This is a genomic window from Bacillus sp. E214 (genome assembly GCF_008087365.1).
Lineage (GTDB): Bacteria > Bacillota > Bacilli > Bacillales > Pradoshiaceae > Pradoshia.
Genome location: NZ_VENN01000005.1, coordinates 139,796 through 159,129, shown reverse-complemented (window position 1 = coordinate 159,129; position 19,334 = coordinate 139,796). Strand labels below are relative to the sequence as shown.

Genomic DNA, 19,334 nt, shown 5'->3' with positions numbered 1-19,334 from the left:
TAAAGGAGTGATAATGATGTGGAAAGAAACCATTCATGTAGAAGCTCCCTATGATTTTGACCTGGTATTGGAAAGGATCGGTCTTGATCCTCTGTATGAAATAGATTACCGCAATCGCTTGATTCAGGTCCCTTTACTGATTCATGGTAAGCCCAATGTTTATACCGTCCAAGCGATCGGTACGGTAGATAAGCCGGCCTTTACAATTAGCGGCAAAAAGGAACAAGTATTGGCAACGGATCGTTTAAAGGAGATTTTTCAGTGGCATTTGCCACTTTCTGATATACATGCTCACTTTGGCGAGACGAAGCTCAATAATATTTTTACTCGCCATCGCGGTACCCCGCTTATTTTAGAATTCGACCTATATGGCTGTCTCGTGAAAAGTATTATCCATCAACAGCTGAATATGGCGTTTGCTCAAAAACTAACGAAGGATTTTGTCACAGCCTATGGGTATCAGAAGGACGGAGTATGGTTTTATCCATCTCCAGAGACAACCGCTGCTCTCACAGTAGATGAGTTAAAAGGAATGAAATTCAGCGGCAGAAAAGCAGAGTATGTCATTGGCCTTTCAGAAAAGATTGCAAGCGGTGAACTCAGGTTGGAAGAGTTGCGCACAAAGACAGATGAAGAAATTATAGAAGAATTAACAAGAATTCGAGGTGTAGGCAGATGGACGGCTGAAAACTTCCTGTTATTTGGTCTTGGCCGCCCGAATTTATTTCCAAAAGCAGACATCGGCATTCAGAATGCTATTAAGCTGCTATATAACCTAGAACGAAAGCCAACAATGGAAGAGATGGAGCAATTCAGTAAGGAGTGGCATCCTTATTTAAGCTACGCTTCACTTTACTTATGGAGAAGCATTGAAAAACGGAGGAATATTGATGAACCAACAGGCAACATTAGTCCGTGAAGGACAAGAGATTTTACTAACTATTAAACGCCTTGGCATAAATGGTGAGGGAGTCGGCTACTATAAACGTCAGGTTGTATTTGTACCGGGTGCTCTGCCGGATGAAATTGTAGAAGTAAAGATTACGAAGGTCCATCCGAAGTATTCGGAAGGTCTTGTCAAAAAGATTAAAAAGGCATCGCCACATCGAGTCGAAGCACCATGTCCGGTTTATGACGTATGTGGTGGATGCCAATTGCAGCATTTGGAATACAGCCAACAATTGAAGGAAAAACGTGATATCGTTATTCAATCATTGGAGCGCCATAGCCAATACGATGCCAGCAATGTAGATATCCGTCCAACAATTGGGATGGAGAATCCATGGAATTACCGTAATAAAAACCAATTCCAGGTTGGCACCAATGAGACTGGAGAGTTGATTGCCGGCCTTTATGCGGCAAATACTCATAACTTGATTGATATTCCAAATTGTATCGTTCAGCATGAAGCAACGAACAAGGTTACTCGTACAGTATTGGATATTTTGCAGGAATTTGGATTGCCATCCTATGATGAGAAAAAGAAAAGCGGGATTGTTAAAACGGTCGTAACCCGTGTCGGCTTCTCATCGGATCAGGTCCAAGTGGTGATCATCACCATTTCTGAAAAGCTTCCTAAGAAGCGCCAAATCATAGAAGAAATCAACAAACGTTTACCGGAAGTCGTTTCCATTGTTCAAAACGTGAATAAAGAACAGACTCCGCTTATATTCGGCGAAAAGACGATTCATCTGTGGGGAGAAGAAGCAATTGAAGAAGAACTTGGCGATTTATCCTATGAGCTATCAGCGCGTACCTTCTTCCAATTGAATCCAGTACAAACCGTGAAGCTCTATGATGAAGTGAAAAAAGCAGCTCGCCTTCACGGTCATGAACGAGTAGTAGATGCTTATTGCGGAGTAGGAACGATAGGATTGTGGCTTGCGGATTTTTGTAAAGAAGTTAGAGGCATGGATGTCATTCCGGAATCAATTGAAGATGCCATTCAGAATGCTAAAAAGCATCATATGGATAATGTCAGCTTCGAAGTAGGCAAAGCAGAAGTTCTCATGCCTAAATGGCTGCGCGAAGGCTGGAAGCCAGATGTCGTTGTCGTCGATCCGCCAAGAAGCGGCTTGGATCATAAATTAATGGATGCCATCCTGCGCACACGTCCAAGAAAAATCGTCTATGTATCCTGTAACCCATCCACACTGGCCAAGGATTTGGACTACCTAAGCAAAAAATACAGACCAAAATATATCCAACCAGTGGACATGTTCCCACAAACTTCTCATATTGAGTGCGTTGTGGAGATTATGTTGAAGGTGTAACCAATAAAAATACTCTTGGCTAACTAAATAAACATTTGTTAATCGACCCAGTTTTCGTATAAATAATCTTTTATGAAAACTGGGTCTTTTTTTATTGAATCCGATTAGCAGATAGGTTTGTCTATTTAATATAATTTTTTGAACATGTCCTGCTACCTAAACCATTTACAAATTCCCCTTTAGCAAAAGCGGGTTTGAAATTTGGACAGGAATGTGTTTGATGAAATCTTTTAATCTTATATCAAAATAATCCTCTATATCCCGTTTTAGTATCTCTTCTAGTAGAATGAATTCCATTACAATATAGTCTAGATCGAAAACATTATATAGATCTTGTTCTGCCCAGATTGATTTCACTCTGGCCTTATTGGAAAAGGGGATTAATGACAGGATAGCTCCATTCTCATAGTCAGCATATTCAATCGTGTAATAATGGAATTCCGGTGTAGGATTCTTCTTCGTAATCTCTTCTTTCCATCTATACAATGCTTTATAGAATTCGAGTATAGCTAGTTCTGTTTCAAAGTATAATTCGTTGTTGATTTTTATTGTAAATGTGGCATCCACGGCTAATATGGCAGGCACATCCCTTTTATGCTTTTTTGAGATCATTTCTTTATCTACTACAAAATTGTATTCAAACTTTATTTTGTTTGAAATACTGTCCATGTCTTCGTCACCCTATCTCTATTCTAATTTTGTCTCTTCCTAAAATGCTGGAGGCTATTTTAGTTAAGCTATATATAATAGAATTCGACAAAAAAATGATAAATCTTTCTTTTAGGTTCCATATTTAATCCAGTATTCTTTCTCGGTTTTCTAAATGAACGCTTAGATAACGAAGCAGAGACCTGGAATTGTCCAAGAATTAATCAAGTTATATAAAGAATATTGTTTTGTTAATCGAGGAAAGTAAATATAAGTTAATTAGTTGATTCATCCAAGTCTAAAAAGGAATTATAGTATCGATATTACTTTTGTAATGAGGTAGTATACTTGAAGACTCCGAAAAATACATTTGCCAGATCGATCCTTGTTTCGTGAATTATACGAATTCGGGTCTTTTTTTTTTATCATCCATCCCCCCTGGTGGTTATATACATTTATTGTGCACGAAAGAAGGCATCTATTGATGTCTTTTTGATGTTTATATAAACGTCAAACCAATCAAAAATAAACTTTATTCCGCTTCTTTTGGTATGCTCATAATGATTGGTGGTTTGGAAAATATTTTATTTTCTGTAACCTTTTTTATATTTATACGTGGTATTAGTGAGAGGGGGTAATGAGGCTGATTCAATAGATAGTCTCTATAGCACTTATTTTTCTGATATATATCGTTTCCTTTTCTCTCTTTGTCATAATCATCATACAGCGGAGGACCTTGTTCAAGAGACCTTCTTTCGTGCCTATTTATTGAGAATTATCAAAGTGGAAGTGTAAAGGCATGGCTTTTTACGGTAGCATATCATGCATATATTGATCATCATAGAAAGCATAAAAGAGTAACAATTCAGGATGAAGGCTATTTTTCTAGATTTTTAGATAAGAACAGAGCGATTGATGAAACGATTGTGATTCATGAGGAAATAGAAGAGCTATTACGTGAAGTGAATGCATTACCTGAAAAACATAAGATGGCAGTACTGCTTTGTGACTTTAATAGTCTATCATATGAGGAAGCTGCTGAAGTAATGAAGGTTAGTAAGGCATATGTAAAAGTTCTTTTATTTCGCGGGAGAAAAGCAATAAGGAAAAGAAGGAGTAAAGAATATGAGTGATGAATTTAAAAAGCGCCTGGAATCATATGAAAAAGGTGAACTTTCTGCAGAAGAGGCAAAAGAGATTGAGAAAGAACTGGAGAGCATGGAGAGATATTTGGAAGAAACTGATGAAGAAAATAGGGGAAAGTTAACTGATTCTGATATTGGCATAAAAAAACAACAACGAATTATGAAATTTGCAAAATGGAAGGCAAGATTTCAAACAGCACTTATGGCTATAGGTTTATTTCTTCTATTTTCATTCTTTTCTTCCATCCTAACTCTGATGTATTACTCGTTCGGAGCTCCTGACCGAGTAGAGAAATTACGTAATATCGTTGATTACAGTCTGACTGTAATGAATCCTTATGGTCATATGGATGGTACAAGTACGAGCACTTCTGCCTATTTTGGAATGACAGCCTCAAAAGATATAAATAAAGTTATTGGAGATGATACGATCAAGGTAGGTGAAATGGAAACTGATTTTTTCTTCTCAAGGATGTCATATCCTGAAGTTACCTATTTCAGCCCTATATCTAATAACAGTCCTGCTTTTATTTATCCGGGCTCAAGCCCACGAGGTTTTTCAGGGTGGGAACGATTAAAAAAGGTTCCAGAAGGGACGGTTGTTTCAGCCTATGTTTCATTTACTGATTTACTAGAGACAGAAGAGGTATTTTCATTATTCGAGGCTAAGGATATGAGATTAATATGGCTTGCAGTAGATACTGGTTTTGAAAAGAAAGAGGAAGCTATATTTAAACCAATTGGTTTTCCTAGTGAACCAATTTGGCATGAAGATGACATGATCGTAGATTTTCAACAAGAGGAAAAAGGTTTTTTTGGAACAGAAATAGTTTCTGAAGGGTCTTCTTCACCGGAATACGAGGTAGGCGAAGGAAAACCACTGCATAAGCAATTCCGAAAAACACTGCAATTCCTGGAAGAATATGAAGAAAAAGCAGAAAATTTTTATATAGGAGATTTAAATCTTTCAAAACGTATTCAATACATGGAAAAACATGGTTATAAGCATTATGGGGCTGTTATTACAGGACCAACTAAAGAAGTATTAAAATTACAGGATGAAGGAAAAGTAAGTGAATTAGAAGTAGACGAAATAGAATTTTGGAATTGGGAAAGTGAACTCTGATAATTGTTTGAGTAAAACTTTTGTTATGTGATATTCAGGTAGTTAAATAGAGATAGCTTAATGAACTAATTGGGTGCTCTTATTCTTTTCTGGACTGTCATAAAAGAGCACGGATTAACCGGATTTACTAAACCGATGTTGGTAGACTGAGTTTAGAAAGGAGAGTGCTTACATGGAGGGACTTCAAAGGATGCTCGACAGTATCGAGTATATAGAAGGTAATTTGGAACAGTATCTTTGTATGGAAGATATTGCTGAAATTGCTTGTATGTCAAAATTTCATTTCCAGCGGATGTTCAGTATGCTGACGGGATATACCGTGAGTGAATATATTCGGAATCGCCGTCTCACAGTTGCTGCGCAGGAACTGGTATATTCCAAGTCGAAGGTAATCGATGTTGCACTGAAATATGGCTATGAAACTCCGGAATCCTTTACAAAAGCATTCCGGAAAATTCATGGAATCAATCCGTCATCTGCAAAGAAAAATACTCAATCCTTGAAGGCTTATCCGAGGCTCTCTTTTCAAATTCAGTTAAAGGGTGATGTGGGAATGGATTATAAGATTGTCGTAAAGGAAGCATTTAAGGTTGTTGGGAAAAGCATACGCACGAGTACTAGTGGGGGAGAGAACAATCGGAAAATAGCCTCTTTCTGGGATGAATCTAATCAGAATGGATTCGCCGCTGTACTTGCTAAAAATAGTGGATCTCTTGGATTAATTGGAGTTTGTATGGACTTTGATAAACTACAAGAAAATCTAACTTACTTGATCGGGGCAGAGAAACATATAGAACATGTCCCAAATGATTGGGAAGAACGACAGATTCCGGCTGCTACCTGGGCTGTTTTTCCTGTTCATGGCGCTATGCCTGATGCCATGCCAAAGGTGTGGAATCGAATTTTCTCTGAATGGTTTCCGGCAACAGGCTATGAGCATTCGGGTGGACCTGAGATGGAGGTTTACTTAAGTGATGGAGATCCATCTTCTAAGGATTATTATTCAGAAATATGGATACCAATTAAAAAATAAATAGAAGGATAAGCTTATAAATTAATCGAGCGGATTCATTAAAGAAGCAATGTAGTGGGCTACATTGCTTCTTTCTATTTGAGAGATGGAGAGACTTGAATTTAATAGGGGTTCTTGCCCTAGTGTTTTCTTTTTGACCTTCATATAAGAAAGATATTTGTAAGTAATTAACAATTATCTTGTATTGCAAGGTAGTGTGGTTTAAACTGGTAATATACCTTGCAATGCAAGATAAAAAGAGTGGTGGATTATAGATGTCGCAAACCCAGATGATGAAGGGTATATTGGATGGTTGCCTTTTGGCTATTATCAAAGGAAAAGAATGTTATGGATATGAGATGGCAGAACGTTTAAGTGAGTATGGATTTGAGACAATCAGCGAAGGTACCATTTATCCATTATTGCTCCGAATGCAACGGGAAGGACTTATTACGTCTGTTCGCCGGGATTCAATTGCTGGACCAAAGAGAAAATATTATTCATTAACAGATGAAGGACAGGTAGCTTTAGAAAATTTTCTGGTTAGATGGGGTTACCTTGAGAACAGCGTAAACGCGGTCATTAAGAAAGAAATTGAAGGATGAGGTGATGCAAAAGTGGAGCAACTTCAACTGTCTGATAAAAGTCAGAAGTTTATTGATGATTTAAAGATATACTTGTTTTCAAGTGGAAAAAATGATCAGGAGATTAATGATATTACGAAAGAACTTGAGGAGCATTTATATGAAGCCGAGCTAAATGGTAAATCTATTGATCAGATTATTGGATCTTCTCCTAAAGAGTATATGCAGAGTATCTCCAATGAAATGAGGACGGATTATAAAGCATGGGTAAAATATATACCCCTGATTATAGCTGGAGCAATGTCATTTTCGATTTTCGGAGATCTTTTGAAAGGTACATTAAGCTATAGTGTATTAAAAATCATTGGAACGGCTGTGTATTGTGTGCTCTTTTTTATCGGAGTAATGATTGCATTTCGCTATACAGCCAGGAATCAAGTGTCTAAAATTCGAGAGTTTTTAATATTATTAGCCCCTATTTTCATTAGTATGGTCGTCTTTATGGGTTTGCTTGTCGCTGATTCAATCTATCCTACACCAACCATTAACTTTGGTGTTTTAGGGAGTACAGTCATCGGCTTACTTTTTCTTTGCTTTATCGTTACATTCTCCATTTGGGCAAAAACCGCAATCCTGCCCGTTTTTTTAATTTCATTTCACTTACCGACCATCGTATTAGCTCGAACAACTTTAAATGAAGAATTGCAGTTAATTATGGGTTTAGCTATAACATATATATTGATCGGAATTTATTTATTTTATGAAGTGAGAAAAACAAAATCATAACAAAAGTTTTTTGGGGGTTATCCGGAACGTTAGTTTTACTGACTTTCTGGAGGACCCTTTCCTATCTTATTCAATTGATTTCCTATAACAAGCCGGTTAACTAGGAATGCAGGTTAGATTAAGAAGGATTTATATGTTTTAATCGAATTATTTAACCAAATTTTAAATTTGGAGGATTATATGACTGCCTTTGCGTTTTTGTTTATTCTAAAAATTGTTTTAAGAGTAAAATAATATAAAATAAAAGGGAAACTGAGGAGGTTATTGAAGTGAAAGAATGCCCATTTTGTAATCCTGAAACAATAGAACTGCAAGAAGTTGTTGTAAAAAATGAACATTGTATGTTTCTACAAATGCCACAAGAAGTATTAGTCGGGTCAGGATTAATAGTTCCAATAAAACACCGTGAAACAGTGTTTGACTTAACAGAAGATGAATGGTTTGCAACCTATTCATTACTGCAAGAAGTGAAAGATCTCCTGGATGAAACATATCGACCTGATGGGTACAATATTGGTTGGAACTGCAATGCAATTGGAGGTCAACATATCATGCATTCTCACCTACATATTATTCCTCGATTTAGTGATGAACCCTATGCTGGCAAAGGACTTAGACACTGGCTGAAAAGTTTAGAAAATAAGAGATAATGGTAACTAATTCGAGCCTTACTTATCTAAAAAGTATAGGAGAGTTTTTATGAAGATTTACTGGTTATTAGTGTTTTTAATTTTTATCATTTGGTACAGAGTATCTCTACCATACGCCGAACCAAGTTGGTGGTCTATCTTTTCCTCGAGCCGTTCAACGCATACACCTATGATGGAGCAAGTTTCTTTAATTAAAGCAATTTTTATAGCACTTATATTTTTTGCTTTGGCATCTCCAGTGCGTCAAATAATCCAAAAACGTAAGTAGCCATGTTTATAATTCATATAGTAAGTGGAATTCTCACTTAAATTTTCAGGGCGTTGATCTTAGGAGGATTAATGCCTTTTCGTGTTGAATTTCTTATGGAGATAAAGAAGCAGGAATGTTAAACAATAGACAGAAACTAAACGGTGGCAAATTTATATTGAGGGGTATTTGTGAAATGTCAAAATACGAAAAAGAAGAAATTCTAACTGGAGGAAATGTCTCAACCGTATATCGTTTAGGAGATACCGTTCGAAGAGATTTAAAGCCAGACAGTACGAAAATTCACAAGCTATTAATACATTTAGAAAATAAAGGATTCACTTATGCACCTAAATTTTTTGGTATTGATGAAAAAGGTAGAGAGATTTTGTCATATATAGAAGGTGAAGCTGGTAATTATCCTTTAAAGGGATATATGTGGTCTGATGAAGTTTTAAAAGAAATAGCTCAGATGCTTAGTCTCTACCACGATTCAGTGAGTGATTTTTTAATTGAAGAAGATTGGAAGTCGATAGATAATACTCCGCAACCATTCGAGGTGCTTTGTCATAATGATTTCGCTATATATAACATTATCTTTAATCGTAAACGACCGGTAGGGATAATCGATTTTGATGTTGCTGGTCCTGGACCGAGACTCTGGGACATTGCCTATACCCTTTATACTTGTATTCCTTTAAGTAGAACTTATCAATCTGAAACAGGTGAAGAAGTTATTTATAATTTCTTAGACCACGCTATGAAAATAAAACACAGAGTAAAATTGTTTTTTGAATCCTATGGAAAGGAAGTGGAAGAAGACTTTTTAGAGATGGTATTGTTGCGATTACAAGGGCTATGTAAAACAATTGAAAGAAAAGCTAAAGAAGGCGATAGTAATTTTCAAAAAATGATAGATGAAGGACACCTTGAACATTATCAAAACGATATTAAATTCATTCGTGAACACGGAAAAGAGTGGATTTAAGGGGGAAAGGTTGGAATTGACAGGGGAAAGAGCAGAAGGCCAAGTTGACCAAGAAGGATTAATGCCTTTTCATGTTAAATTTCTTATGGTAGTAAAGGGACAAGTTAGCGAAGAAAGACTTGTTACAAATTTACAGAATGTTACAATCGAAGTGGGATAATTTACAAAAAAATAATAGGGAAAAGGAAGTGATTGGTATGTCCATCGGAATTCTTGCCCTTGTAACTATGACAATATGGATTATACAAATTAATGAGTTAAATAAACCTGAAGAAAAACAAGACAATAGAAAAACAATAATCTTAACTTCCTGTGGGTGTTTGTTAACAACAGTTTTGACCGTCCATCTTTTTCAAAATTTCATCGCCTAAGGTAGTAGTTCTTTAATAGTGTTATAGCAATTATATGGAGGTGTTATTGTTGAATGAGGACAAAGATAAGCGTAACAAAAATAAGATAGACACCGAGGATGGTTGGAATAGAACCGTTTATGGAAGTCCAACAATAGGGGGAATAGTCGTAGTCGGTGCCATTGTTCTATACCTATTATTTAAATAATATTTATTAAAGATGTCTAAGTTGAACAAGGATGACCAAAAGTTGGTCCTTTTAATTTTCCTTGTTACCATTGTTCGAAAATAGCCCTATCAACTGAAGCTGCTTTATTATTCTATAAATAAAGAGCTGCAAAGTTTGCAGCCCCTTAGAGTGGTTAGGTTATAAGAATTGTATGGTTGGCAATCAATACTATTTATCTTAGGCTGCTGGAGAGCTCTGTGAAGATAACTCCAAGTCCATAAGCTCCAGCATCAGGATAACCCAGGCTTCTTTCTCCAACCGTACCAGCACGTCCCATGCGGGCGACGATTGTTTCTGTATATTTAGCGCCTTTAACTGCAGCAGCTGCCCCATTTTCAAAGGCAGTTTTAAAGTCTATTCCAGCTTTTGCGCACTCAGACCAAGAGTCAGCACATGGAACTAAAGCATCAATCAGAGTTTTGTCACCGACGACTGCACCTCTACCAAATGAACGTTCACCAGTTACTTGTATTCCTTCAACAGCTGCCTGTAGTAGGTTTGCAAACTCCTCGATCGTTAATTCATTTTTATCGCCTGCGGCTTTGCCGGCTGCACGGAATGCAGAACCCCAAATTGGACCGGACGCTCCACCGCAATATTCCATAATGACCATTGAGCATGCATCAAGGAATGCTCCAATAGTTAATGGTTCTTGGTTTAAGATAGAACTCCATTCTCGCTTCAATTGCTTGAATCCTTTAGCAACGCTCATACCAAAGTCTCCGTCACCGGCATGAGAGTCAAGCTCGCAGAATGGTATCTCATTTCGGATAATGACTTCGCTCATTTTATCAATGAGATAGATGATGTTCTCTAAGGAAAGGACATCATCGTGGATTACAGCGTATTCCTCACTTGTCTCAGTATTGAATGAAACGCTTCTTTCTTCAATCTCATCAATAGGATCGGTATACTGAACACCCTCAACAGGTGCATCCACTTTAAATGCCGCAGCAGAACATTCGCTTGATAATAATGATTTCAGCTCATCATCAAGCTTCATAATTGTCAAGGATACTCCAGCCATATCAATACTTGTCATATAATTGCCGACAAAGGTTCTATAAACATGAATATTTCTGTTACTCATTTCTCTCATAACCGAATTGTTAAATAAATAGAGTTCTTGAAGTGGAGTACTTCCGAAGCCATTTACAAGAATAGCAATATCAGATGTTTCATCCCCATCTTGTCCAAAATCCTTTAGAAGATCATCTATCATTTGTTTAGCCAACTCATTTGCAGAAATCAATTTTTCTCTTCTGATTCCTGGTTCTCCATGAATGCCGACACCGTATTCGATTTCATCTTCTTCTAATTTGAATGTCGGAGTTCCTTTAGCTGGAACGGTACAGGATGTAAGAGCTGCCCCGATGCTTTTTACATTTTCTGCGGCTTTTTCTGCAATTGCTTTTACCTGCATAAGGTCTCTGCCTTCTTCGGCAGCTGCACCGGCAATTTTATGAACAAGTACAGTTCCTGCAACACCGCGGCGTCCTACAGAATACAGACTGTCTTCAACGGCTATATCGTCAGCTACTCGAACATATTCAACCTGGATACCATCCTCGATTGCTAAAGCGGCACCATTTTTAAAGTTCATGATGTCACCGCTGTAATTTTTAATAATCATCAGGACCCCTTTTTGACCGGCAGCTGCTTTGATTCCCTGATACACTTGTATTTGTGATGGCGAAGCAAACACATCCCCGCATACTGCAGCATCAAGCATACCTTTTCCGACAAAGCCCGCATGTGCAGGTTCATGCCCACTGCCTCCCCCGCTAATTAAGCTCACTTTGTTTTCATTTATTACTCGTTTCTTAATAATTTTATATTTCTTCAGAAACTCGAGTTCCGGATGTGCCATGATTAATCCATTAGCCATCTCCATTACGAGGTTCTCAGGTTTATTTATAATCTTCTTCATTTGTATTGCCTCCTGTTTCTATTAAAAATTGGTAGTCTTGCTAAATTTATTCATACTGTTAACAGTATAATGTAAGCGTTTTAAAGTAAACGGACAAATAACCGTATTTGTCAAAATAGCCGTAATTATATCATTTTTGTATAATTAAATTACAATTTTAATAGGGAAGGTAACCCATGACCTCATCGATTATCACACAAAAAATAATTGCAAAATCATTAAAAGATTTAATGGTAACTGAACCTTTTCATAAAATTTCAGTAAGCGACATTATGGTAAACTGTAAGATGCGAAGGCAAACATTTTACTACCATTTTCAAGATAAATATGAATTGCTTGGCTGGATTTATAAAGAAGAAACGAAGGAAAATATTACAGACTTTATTGGATATGAAAAGTGGGAGAACATCTTTCATTTGTTATTGGAATACTTCAGTCAGAATCGACGATTCTATCAAAATGCATTTAAAGTAGAAGAGCAAAATTCCTTTAACGAATACTTATATGAACACACAAAGAATTTGTATCTTGAGATTATTACTAACCGTTTGGACGGAAGCGGATTAAAGGTTTCTAATGAAAGGAAAGAATTAATGGCTTCTTTTTATAGCTATGGGTTTGTAGGGATAATCAAAGAGTGGATTGAGAAAGATTGCACTCTCGAATCTTCCACGATGTCATCCTTGATGAAATATATGATAAATGATCAATTACTGCCATTTCTGCAGGAGTGAGCAGCGAGAGGGAATAAGAATGAAAAAAATAATTAATGATGTTCAGCATGTTGTAAGAGACATGTTGGCTGGATTTTGTTTTGAACATAAAGAAAGGGTTTCTTATGAGCCCAAGCATGATATTGTTTATCGGAAAGATTTAAAAGATATAAGAGAGGAGGTAGTCATTATTAGCGGAGGCGGCAGCGGACACGAACCGGCTCATTATGGATATGTAGGGAAAGGAATGCTCTCCATTTCTGTTAATGGAGAAATTTTCACGCCGCCAACAACTGAGCAAATAGTAGCCGCCATTCGGATGATTGATAAAAATAAGCGTGTCTTGCTCATAGTCAAAAATTTTAAAGCAGATTTAGAGAGTTTTTTGATGGCTGAATCCATCGCCCAAAAAGAAGGCTGGACTGTTGATCATGTCATTGTAAGTGATGATGTCTCCATTGAAGACGACAATTCCTTCAATAAGCGGAAACGTGGTGTGGCTGGTACTGTGTTTGTCCATAAAATACTTGGAGCTGCTGCACGTGAGGGATATTCTCTAAACGAACTAACGGAAATTGGCCAGTCTGTCATCAATCATTTACATACATTGGGAGTTGCACTTTCACCGGTAACCCATCCTGAGACAGATAGAAGGTCATTTATACTACAGGATAATGAAGTATTTTACGGAATTGGGATTCATGGTGAAGTGGGATACCGGAAAGAAGAATTTCATTCCTCTGAAATTTTAGCCATAGAGCTTATGAATAAACTTAAAAGTCTTTATCGATGGAAAAAAGGAGATCGATTTGCCATTTTGGTGAATGGGTTAGGGGCTACACCGCTGATGGAACAGTATATCTTTACCAATGACATCCGACGTTTATGCGAGCTGGAAGGCTTGGATATTAGATTTGTGAAGGTTGGAAACCATTTAACTTCCTTAGATATGAAAGGTATTTCATTAAGCTTACTCAAAATAACGGATTCTGTTTGGGAAAAATGGTTAAAAGCAGAGGTGGAAGTAGCTAACTGGTAGTTAAGATTTGATTAGTGCACAGTCAAATACCATATATAGCAGAAATAGAGTAAAGCCCTGTTTATGCTCGGGTATCATAACGAGCATAAACAGGGCTTTTCTTTTTCATTAAGTAATTTAGTAGCACCATATGAAATAAAATATATTCATAACTATTGCTTAATGTATCTCTAAATCTTTTACTGTTTCTCCTTCAACTAACACTGGCTGATAATAGGTTTCGTTTGGTAAATCTCGTTTTCCTTGCAATTTCTTAATGAGCCAATCAGCTGCATCACGTCCCATTTGTTCCTGTGGGTGGGTTAATGTTGTCAGTGCAATAGTAGCATTTTTGGCAATATAGGAATTGTCCTGCCCGATTATTGATAACTTCTCTGGAATGGAAATATTAAGCTGTTTACACACATTTACTACTTCTAAACCGACTTCATCGTTATAGCAAACAATCGCGGTTAATAGGTGAATATTTTCCTCTAAAAATTTCTTCAAGTTAGCTGATAAATTGGGCTTTGTTTCTGTATCGAATGTAAGCACATGCTCAGGTCGAAATCCTAATTTGGCTTCTCCAAGCGCTTTTATATATCCCTTCATTCGATATTTTCCCTGTAGGTCATCTGATTTTGATATTAGCCCGATATGTGTATGTCCCTTCGAAATTAATTCCTTTGTTGCGAGATAACTGGACTGGACGTCATCAAGACAAAGAAAGGGAACACTTAATTCTTCATAATAAGCATTAATCATAATGAATGGAACCTCTTGTTCTTTAAATGACAGGTAATAAGAGATGTTTGGATTATATAGATTGCTTTTCGTAGGCTCTATGATCAAACCATCCACTCCAAATGACAGCATCATTTCCAAAGCTTTCTTTTCCTGTTCGACATCATTATTTGTACTGGCTAATAATAACGAATAATTCTCTTCATTTAATCTGCCTTCAATCCCTCGAATAATGGAGGGGAAAATATAATCAGAAATGTAGGTTGTAATGACTCCGATTGTTTTAGTGTTAGATTGACCGCCAGATTTTGCTTGATATTGGTTACTGACATAAGTGCCAGACCCTTTTTCACTTCTTAAAAATCCTTCGTTTGATAGTTCTAAAATAGCTTTACGAACAGTTTGTCGGCTCACTTCGTATTTTTCTTGGAGGGAAGCTTCAGTAGGGATTTGGTCACCAACTTTATAATCTCCCGAAAGAATCTTGCTTTTTATATCATCAATGATGACCTGATATTTTGGTTTCATTTATAGCTCACTTCCTTCATTGGTGCTCTTGCACTAATTGATTGATTCGAAATAGTTGTATGTACATATTTTACTTTGAATTAGTAAGAAATAAAATAAGCAATCTAATTCTATTTTATAAGTAACATCTTTCATTAGTTCTTTTAATAGTATACCCAATAAATGGTTTTGTGGGTCTTTGTTTGATTTGTACTAAAATCGAGAATGTTAAATTTGTGTGTACTAATTACACATTAGTTGACATTTGTACGTACAAATAAATATAATCAAGTTAACAAATAGAAAGCGTAATCATTCCGGATATTGAAACCGCTATCAGATGGGGGTTTATATGAGAAAGAACAAAGCAAACATACAAGAGGCAATTGCTAGGGGAGAGACTTCTCTTGGAATTGAATTTGGTTCTACACGTATCAAGGCAGTGTTAATTGATCATAATTTTGAAACGGTTGCATCTGGAAGCTATGAGTGGGAAAACCGCTTGGAGGATGGTTTTTGGACATACAGCCTAGTCGATATTATTACTGGACTACAAGCAGCGTATCGTGAGATGAAGCAAGAAGTTGAAAGAAACTATGGGATAACGATTCGGAAGATTGGTTCTATTGGAATCTCAGCCATGATGCACGGATATATGGCCTTTGATCATACAGGAGAATTACTTGTTCCGTTTCGTACTTGGCGTAACTCAACAACGAGTGCGGCAGCTAAAGAATTGACTGATACATTTAAATTCAATATCCCAGAACGATGGAGCGTTGCTCATCTTTATCAAGCTATCTTAAATGAAGAGAAACATTTGCCGCGTATTGATTATGTTACGACTTTAGCAGGTTATATCCACTGGTTACTGACTGGTAATAAAGCGATCGGTATTGGAGATGCTTCAGGTATGTTTCCAATCGATGAATCAACAAAGAATTATAATGAATCAATGGTTAAGCAATTTGATGAACTAATTTCCACGAAGGGTTGTCCTTTGAGCCTAGAGGAGATTCTTCCTAAAGTTTATCTTTCAGGAGAACAAGCTGGTGAATTGACTGAAGTTGGGGCAAAAATTCTTGATCAATCACAGAATTTACAACCAGGTATTCCGCTTTGTCCGCCGGAAGGTGATGCGGGTACAGGAATGGTTGCTACAAATAGTGTGAGAAAGCGTACTGGTAATATTTCAGTAGGAACATCAGTCTTTGCCATGATTGTACTGGAAAAAGAACTCTCAAAAGTGTATCCGGAAATTGATTTAGTAACAACACCTGATGGCAGTCCTGTAGCGATGGTTCATGCTAATAACTGCTCCAGTGATTTAAATGCCTGGCTGAAATTATTCCGTGAGTTCTCTGAAGCAATGGGCCAAAAGATAGAAACGGATCAATTATATGAAGTGATGCTGAATAAAGCTTTGGAGGCTGAACCGGATGCTGGCGGATTGCTAAGCTATGGCTATTTATCCGGTGAGAATATTACAGGATTAGATGAGGGGCGACCGCTATTCGTACGACCTCCTGGTAGTCAGTTTAATTTAGCAAACTTTATGCGAGCTCATCTTTTTACTGCATTTGGCGCATTAAAAATTGGAATGGACATTATGACTAAAGAAGAAAGTGTTGAAATTGACGGCATTTTGGCTCACGGCGGATTATTCAAAACACCTATTGTAGGTCAAAAAATCGTCGCAGCTGCCATTGATGCACCAGTATCCGTTATGGCAACAGCCGGAGAGGGCGGTGCGTGGGGGATGGCTATTCTGGCTTCTTACATGATGAACAAAAATGAGAAGGAATACTTGGAAGAATTCCTTGACCAAAAAGTCTTTTTCGAGGTTGATAGTCAAGAAATATATCCGGATCAGTTTGATGTTAAAGGTTTTGAGAAATTTATAGAGCGATATAAAAAAGGTCTTGTAATTGAGCAGGCAGCTGTCGATCATTTGATTTTATGAGTCCAAGTTTGGAGGGGTTCAAGTGTTAGAAAAGTTAAAAGAGGAAGTATTTGAAGCAAATTTAGAATTGCCCAAGCATGGACTCGTCAAATATACATGGGGAAATGTAAGTGCAATTGACCGTGATAGTGGCTTATTTGTTATCAAACCGAGCGGTGTTGATTATAAGACGATGAAGCCAAGTGATATGGTGGTTGTTGATTTGGATGGTCAGGTGGTTGAAGGGGAATTGAATCCTTCATCAGATACAGCAACTCATGCAGTACTTTACAAGCATTATTCAGAGATTGGCGGCATTGTGCATACGCACTCAACCTGGGCGACTATATGGGCTCAAGCAGGTTTAGATGTTCCGGCGATGGGAACTACTCATGCCGATACATTCTATGGTTCCATTCCATGTGCAAGGTTTTTAACTCAAGAGGAAGTTGACCGTGGGTACGAAGTGGAAACTGGAAAGGTCATTATCGAAACATTTGAACAACGTGGATTAGATATATTGGCAGTTCCCGGTATTTTACTTCATGGACACGGACCATTTACTTGGGGCAAAGATGCAAAATCAGCGGTTATGAACAGTGTGGTATTAGAAGAGGTCTCAAAAATGAATTTATTTACACGAGAACTAAATCATTTTGCTGAAGAATTGCCACAACGTATTTTAGATAAGCACTATCTACGTAAACATGGAAAAAATGCCTACTATGGGCAAAAATAATACAAACTATCAAACTACGAAAAGAGGATTATTATGTCTAAAGTAAAAGAGTTTTGGTTTGTCGTAGGTTCACAGCATCTATATGGGGAAGAAGCACTGGCGGAAGTCAAAGCACACGCACAAACGATGACGGATGCCTTAAATGAAAGCGGTATATTACCTTACCCGCTTGTATTGCAGGATTTAGCTGTAAGTGCAGATAAAATTACAAGCATTATGAAAGAAGTGAACTATCGTGATGAGGTTGCGGGCGTAATTACTTGGATGCATACCTTCTCACCAGCAAAAATGTGGATTCGCGGAACAAAATTATTACAAAAGCCATTGCTACATTTAGCAACGCAGTTTAACGAAAGTATTCCATGGGAAACCATTGATATGGACTTCATGAATCTGAATCAATCAGCTCATGGTGATCGTGAATATGGATTTATCAATGCGCGTTTGAAAAAGCAAAATAAAGTTGTAGTAGGTTACTGGAAACGTGCTGAAGTCCAAAAGCAAATAGCAGAATGGATGGATGTAGCGGTTGCTTATAACGAAAGCTTCAATATAAAAGTTGCTCGTTTTGGTGATAACATGCGTAATGTTGGAGTAACCGAAGGGGATAAGGTAGAGGCTCAAATTCAATTTGGATGGACTGTTGACTACTTTGGTATAGGCGATCTTGTTCAATATGTGAATGACGTTAAGGACGAAGAAGTGAACGATTTAATTGCTGAGTATGCGGAACTATATGAATTTGATTATGGCATATACAGCAAAGAAGATTGGGAAAAGAGCGTGAAGGTGCAAGCAAGCTATGAAATTGCCATTAAGCGTTTCCTTGATGATGGTGGTTACAATGCATTCACAACTAACTTTGAAGACTTATATGGCATGAAACAGCTTCCTGGCCTTGCAGTGCAACGTTTGATGGCCCAAGGATATGGATTTGCTGGTGAAGGGGATTGGAAGACTGCAGCCCTAGATCGCTTACTTAAAGTGATGAGCCATAACCAATCGACTGGATTTATGGAGGATTACACTTATGAACTAGCTGTTGGGCAAGAAGCTGCTCTTCAATCACATATGCTTGAAGTAGATCCAACATTAGCTTGCAACAAGCCAAAAATTGTCGTATCTCCATTAGGTATCGGTGATCGTGAAGATCCGGCTCGTTTAGTTTTCGATGGTAAGGCAGGAGATGGTGTTGTTGTTTCAATGGCTGACTTTGGTACACATTACAAGCTTTTGATTAATGAAGTTTCTGCTTTTGAGCCAACTGTTAAAGCACCTAATCTTCCAGTAGCACGTGTACTATGGGAAGTAAAGCCAAACTTCCAGGATGGGGTTAAAGCGTGGATTGAGAATGGCGGCGGTCACCATACAGTTGTTTCATTGAATCTGACAACAGATCAAATTATCACGTATGCAAAGCTTGTTGACTTAGATTATGTAGTTATTAGGTAATGGCTTTATCCTCCGAGGGGGCTTATGCTTTCTTGGAGGATAATAGATTATCCCAGAAGGTAGAATAAGATGCTTTTATTTGTAAGCGTGTTCTTTGTTTATATATATGAAAGCGTTTAAGATGAAGAAATAAAACTAAATGTTTTTGGATTCATTATATTTGATTCAAAAGTACCCTAATGCGTTATTCATTAAATTAAACAGAGCATCTCTATTATTAAATAGGCAACACCTACTATCATGTAAGACAA

At 37.3% G+C, this 19,334-nt stretch carries 21 protein-coding genes; 18 read left to right on the top strand and 3 right to left on the bottom strand.

Annotated features, from left to right (window positions below):
- Positions 1-16: 16 nt before the first annotated feature.
- On the top strand, positions 17-919 hold the full coding sequence (locus FHY47_RS15990) for a DNA-3-methyladenine glycosylase family protein (protein WP_148631101.1): 903 nt from the start codon (positions 17-19) through the stop codon (positions 917-919).
- Positions 891-2,273 (top strand): 23S rRNA (uracil(1939)-C(5))-methyltransferase RlmD, encoded by a 1,383-nt coding sequence (gene rlmD, locus FHY47_RS15985; RefSeq protein WP_139892728.1) that lies wholly within the window; start codon positions 891-893, stop codon positions 2,271-2,273. The genes FHY47_RS15990 and rlmD overlap by 29 nt, the downstream gene beginning before the upstream one ends.
- A gap of 165 nt (positions 2,274-2,438) precedes the next feature.
- On the opposite strand, the gene FHY47_RS15980 is transcribed toward rlmD, so the two are convergent.
- Positions 2,439-2,942: a DUF7878 domain-containing protein gene (locus FHY47_RS15980; protein ID WP_066108243.1), complete on the bottom strand. Its 504-nt coding sequence runs from the start codon at positions 2,940-2,942 to the stop codon at positions 2,439-2,441.
- Positions 2,943-3,536: 594 nt separating this feature from the next.
- Here FHY47_RS15980 and FHY47_RS19530 point away from each other — a divergent pair.
- The 11 genes from FHY47_RS19530 (at position 3,537) to FHY47_RS19015 (ending at position 10,017) form a co-directional block, all read left to right on the top strand.
- Complete coding sequence (locus tag FHY47_RS19530; RefSeq protein ID WP_373925502.1) at positions 3,537-3,716, top strand: sigma factor; 180 nt, start codon at positions 3,537-3,539, stop codon at positions 3,714-3,716.
- Positions 3,689-4,054 (top strand): RNA polymerase sigma factor, encoded by a 366-nt coding sequence (locus tag FHY47_RS19345; protein ID WP_225983701.1) that lies wholly within the window; start codon positions 3,689-3,691, stop codon positions 4,052-4,054. Before FHY47_RS19530 ends, FHY47_RS19345 begins: the two co-directional genes overlap by 28 nt.
- Entirely contained in the window at positions 4,047-5,192 is a 1,146-nt protein-coding gene (locus FHY47_RS15970; RefSeq protein ID WP_148631099.1) for an anti-sigma factor, read from the top strand. Before FHY47_RS19345 ends, FHY47_RS15970 begins: the two co-directional genes overlap by 8 nt.
- Positions 5,193-5,364: 172 nt before the next feature.
- Positions 5,365-6,225 (top strand): AraC family transcriptional regulator, encoded by an 861-nt coding sequence (locus tag FHY47_RS15965; RefSeq protein ID WP_148631097.1) that lies wholly within the window; start codon positions 5,365-5,367, stop codon positions 6,223-6,225.
- Positions 6,226-6,479: 254 nt separating this feature from the next.
- On the top strand, positions 6,480-6,809 hold the full coding sequence (locus tag FHY47_RS15960; RefSeq protein ID WP_066108236.1) for a PadR family transcriptional regulator: 330 nt from the start codon (positions 6,480-6,482) through the stop codon (positions 6,807-6,809).
- A 12-nt stretch (positions 6,810-6,821) separates the two neighbouring features.
- On the top strand, positions 6,822-7,574 hold the full coding sequence (locus FHY47_RS15955) for a DUF1129 family protein (RefSeq protein ID WP_066108233.1): 753 nt from the start codon (positions 6,822-6,824) through the stop codon (positions 7,572-7,574).
- Between the two features lie 269 nt (positions 7,575-7,843).
- Complete coding sequence (locus FHY47_RS15950; protein ID WP_066108231.1) at positions 7,844-8,224, top strand: HIT family protein; 381 nt, start codon at positions 7,844-7,846, stop codon at positions 8,222-8,224.
- A gap of 443 nt (positions 8,225-8,667) precedes the next feature.
- Positions 8,668-9,459, top strand: a complete 792-nt coding sequence (locus FHY47_RS15940; protein ID WP_148631095.1) for an aminoglycoside phosphotransferase family protein — start codon at positions 8,668-8,670, stop codon at positions 9,457-9,459.
- 10 nt (positions 9,460-9,469) lie between these two features.
- A complete protein-coding gene (locus FHY47_RS19025) occupies positions 9,470-9,619 on the top strand; it encodes a hypothetical protein (protein WP_180350019.1) in 150 nt (49 codons plus the stop codon).
- Positions 9,597-9,830, top strand: a complete 234-nt coding sequence (locus FHY47_RS19020) for a hypothetical protein (RefSeq protein WP_187393503.1) — start codon at positions 9,597-9,599, stop codon at positions 9,828-9,830. The genes FHY47_RS19025 and FHY47_RS19020 overlap by 23 nt, the downstream gene beginning before the upstream one ends.
- 49 nt (positions 9,831-9,879) lie before the next feature.
- Positions 9,880-10,017: a hypothetical protein gene (locus FHY47_RS19015; protein WP_180350018.1), complete on the top strand. Its 138-nt coding sequence runs from the start codon at positions 9,880-9,882 to the stop codon at positions 10,015-10,017.
- A 193-nt stretch (positions 10,018-10,210) separates the two neighbouring features.
- Here the strand turns inward: FHY47_RS19015 and dhaK are convergent, their stop codons facing one another.
- Positions 10,211-11,968 (bottom strand): dihydroxyacetone kinase subunit DhaK, encoded by a 1,758-nt coding sequence (gene dhaK / locus FHY47_RS15935; RefSeq protein ID WP_066108223.1) that lies wholly within the window; start codon positions 11,966-11,968, stop codon positions 10,211-10,213.
- A 176-nt stretch (positions 11,969-12,144) separates the two neighbouring features.
- Here dhaK and dhaS point away from each other — a divergent pair, with 176 nt between their 5' ends.
- Positions 12,145-12,702 (top strand): dihydroxyacetone kinase transcriptional activator DhaS, encoded by a 558-nt coding sequence (gene dhaS / locus FHY47_RS15930; protein ID WP_066108222.1) that lies wholly within the window; start codon positions 12,145-12,147, stop codon positions 12,700-12,702.
- Between the two features lie 19 nt (positions 12,703-12,721).
- Positions 12,722-13,720, top strand: a complete 999-nt coding sequence (gene dhaQ, locus FHY47_RS15925) for a DhaKLM operon coactivator DhaQ (protein ID WP_139892721.1) — start codon at positions 12,722-12,724, stop codon at positions 13,718-13,720.
- 159 nt (positions 13,721-13,879) lie between these two features.
- On the opposite strand, the gene FHY47_RS15920 is transcribed toward dhaQ, so the two are convergent.
- Complete coding sequence (locus FHY47_RS15920) at positions 13,880-14,971, bottom strand: GntR family transcriptional regulator (RefSeq protein ID WP_148631093.1); 1,092 nt, start codon at positions 14,969-14,971, stop codon at positions 13,880-13,882.
- A gap of 331 nt (positions 14,972-15,302) precedes the next feature.
- Here FHY47_RS15920 and FHY47_RS15915 point away from each other — a divergent pair, with 331 nt between their 5' ends.
- From FHY47_RS15915 to araA, 3 genes are read left to right on the top strand one after another with little or no spacing between them, the layout of a single operon-like run.
- Positions 15,303-16,913: a xylulokinase gene (locus tag FHY47_RS15915; protein WP_066108213.1), complete on the top strand. Its 1,611-nt coding sequence runs from the start codon at positions 15,303-15,305 to the stop codon at positions 16,911-16,913.
- Between the two features lie 22 nt (positions 16,914-16,935).
- A complete protein-coding gene (locus tag FHY47_RS15910) occupies positions 16,936-17,631 on the top strand; it encodes an L-ribulose-5-phosphate 4-epimerase (protein ID WP_066108210.1) in 696 nt (231 codons plus the stop codon).
- A 33-nt stretch (positions 17,632-17,664) separates the two neighbouring features.
- Complete coding sequence (araA, locus tag FHY47_RS15905) at positions 17,665-19,083, top strand: L-arabinose isomerase (RefSeq protein ID WP_066108207.1); 1,419 nt, start codon at positions 17,665-17,667, stop codon at positions 19,081-19,083.
- Positions 19,084-19,334 lie beyond the last annotated feature (251 nt).

Bases quoted from the DNA above. Each gene is read 5' to 3' on its own strand.
- FHY47_RS15915 (WP_066108213.1), top strand. From the start codon at position 15,303: ATGAGAAAGAACAAAGCAAACATACAAGAGGCAATTGCTAGGGGAGAG.
- dhaS (WP_066108222.1), top strand. From the start codon at position 12,145: ATGACCTCATCGATTATCACACAAAAAATAATTGCAAAATCATTAAAA.
- FHY47_RS15990 (WP_148631101.1), top strand. From the start codon at position 17: ATGTGGAAAGAAACCATTCATGTAGAAGCTCCCTATGATTTTGACCTG.
- dhaQ (WP_139892721.1), top strand. From the start codon at position 12,722: ATGAAAAAAATAATTAATGATGTTCAGCATGTTGTAAGAGACATGTTG.
- FHY47_RS15940 (WP_148631095.1), top strand. From the start codon at position 8,668: ATGTCAAAATACGAAAAAGAAGAAATTCTAACTGGAGGAAATGTCTCA.
- FHY47_RS15920 (WP_148631093.1), bottom strand. From the start codon at position 14,971: ATGAAACCAAAATATCAGGTCATCATTGATGATATAAAAAGCAAGATT.
- rlmD (WP_139892728.1), top strand. From the start codon at position 891: ATGAACCAACAGGCAACATTAGTCCGTGAAGGACAAGAGATTTTACTA.
- FHY47_RS15960 (WP_066108236.1), top strand. From the start codon at position 6,480: ATGTCGCAAACCCAGATGATGAAGGGTATATTGGATGGTTGCCTTTTG.
- FHY47_RS19020 (WP_187393503.1), top strand. From the start codon at position 9,597: ATGTTACAATCGAAGTGGGATAATTTACAAAAAAATAATAGGGAAAAG.
- araA (WP_066108207.1), top strand. From the start codon at position 17,665: ATGTCTAAAGTAAAAGAGTTTTGGTTTGTCGTAGGTTCACAGCATCTA.
- FHY47_RS15980 (WP_066108243.1), bottom strand. From the start codon at position 2,942: ATGGACAGTATTTCAAACAAAATAAAGTTTGAATACAATTTTGTAGTA.
- FHY47_RS15970 (WP_148631099.1), top strand. From the start codon at position 4,047: ATGAGTGATGAATTTAAAAAGCGCCTGGAATCATATGAAAAAGGTGAA.
- dhaK (WP_066108223.1), bottom strand. From the start codon at position 11,968: ATGAAGAAGATTATAAATAAACCTGAGAACCTCGTAATGGAGATGGCT.
- FHY47_RS15965 (WP_148631097.1), top strand. From the start codon at position 5,365: ATGGAGGGACTTCAAAGGATGCTCGACAGTATCGAGTATATAGAAGGT.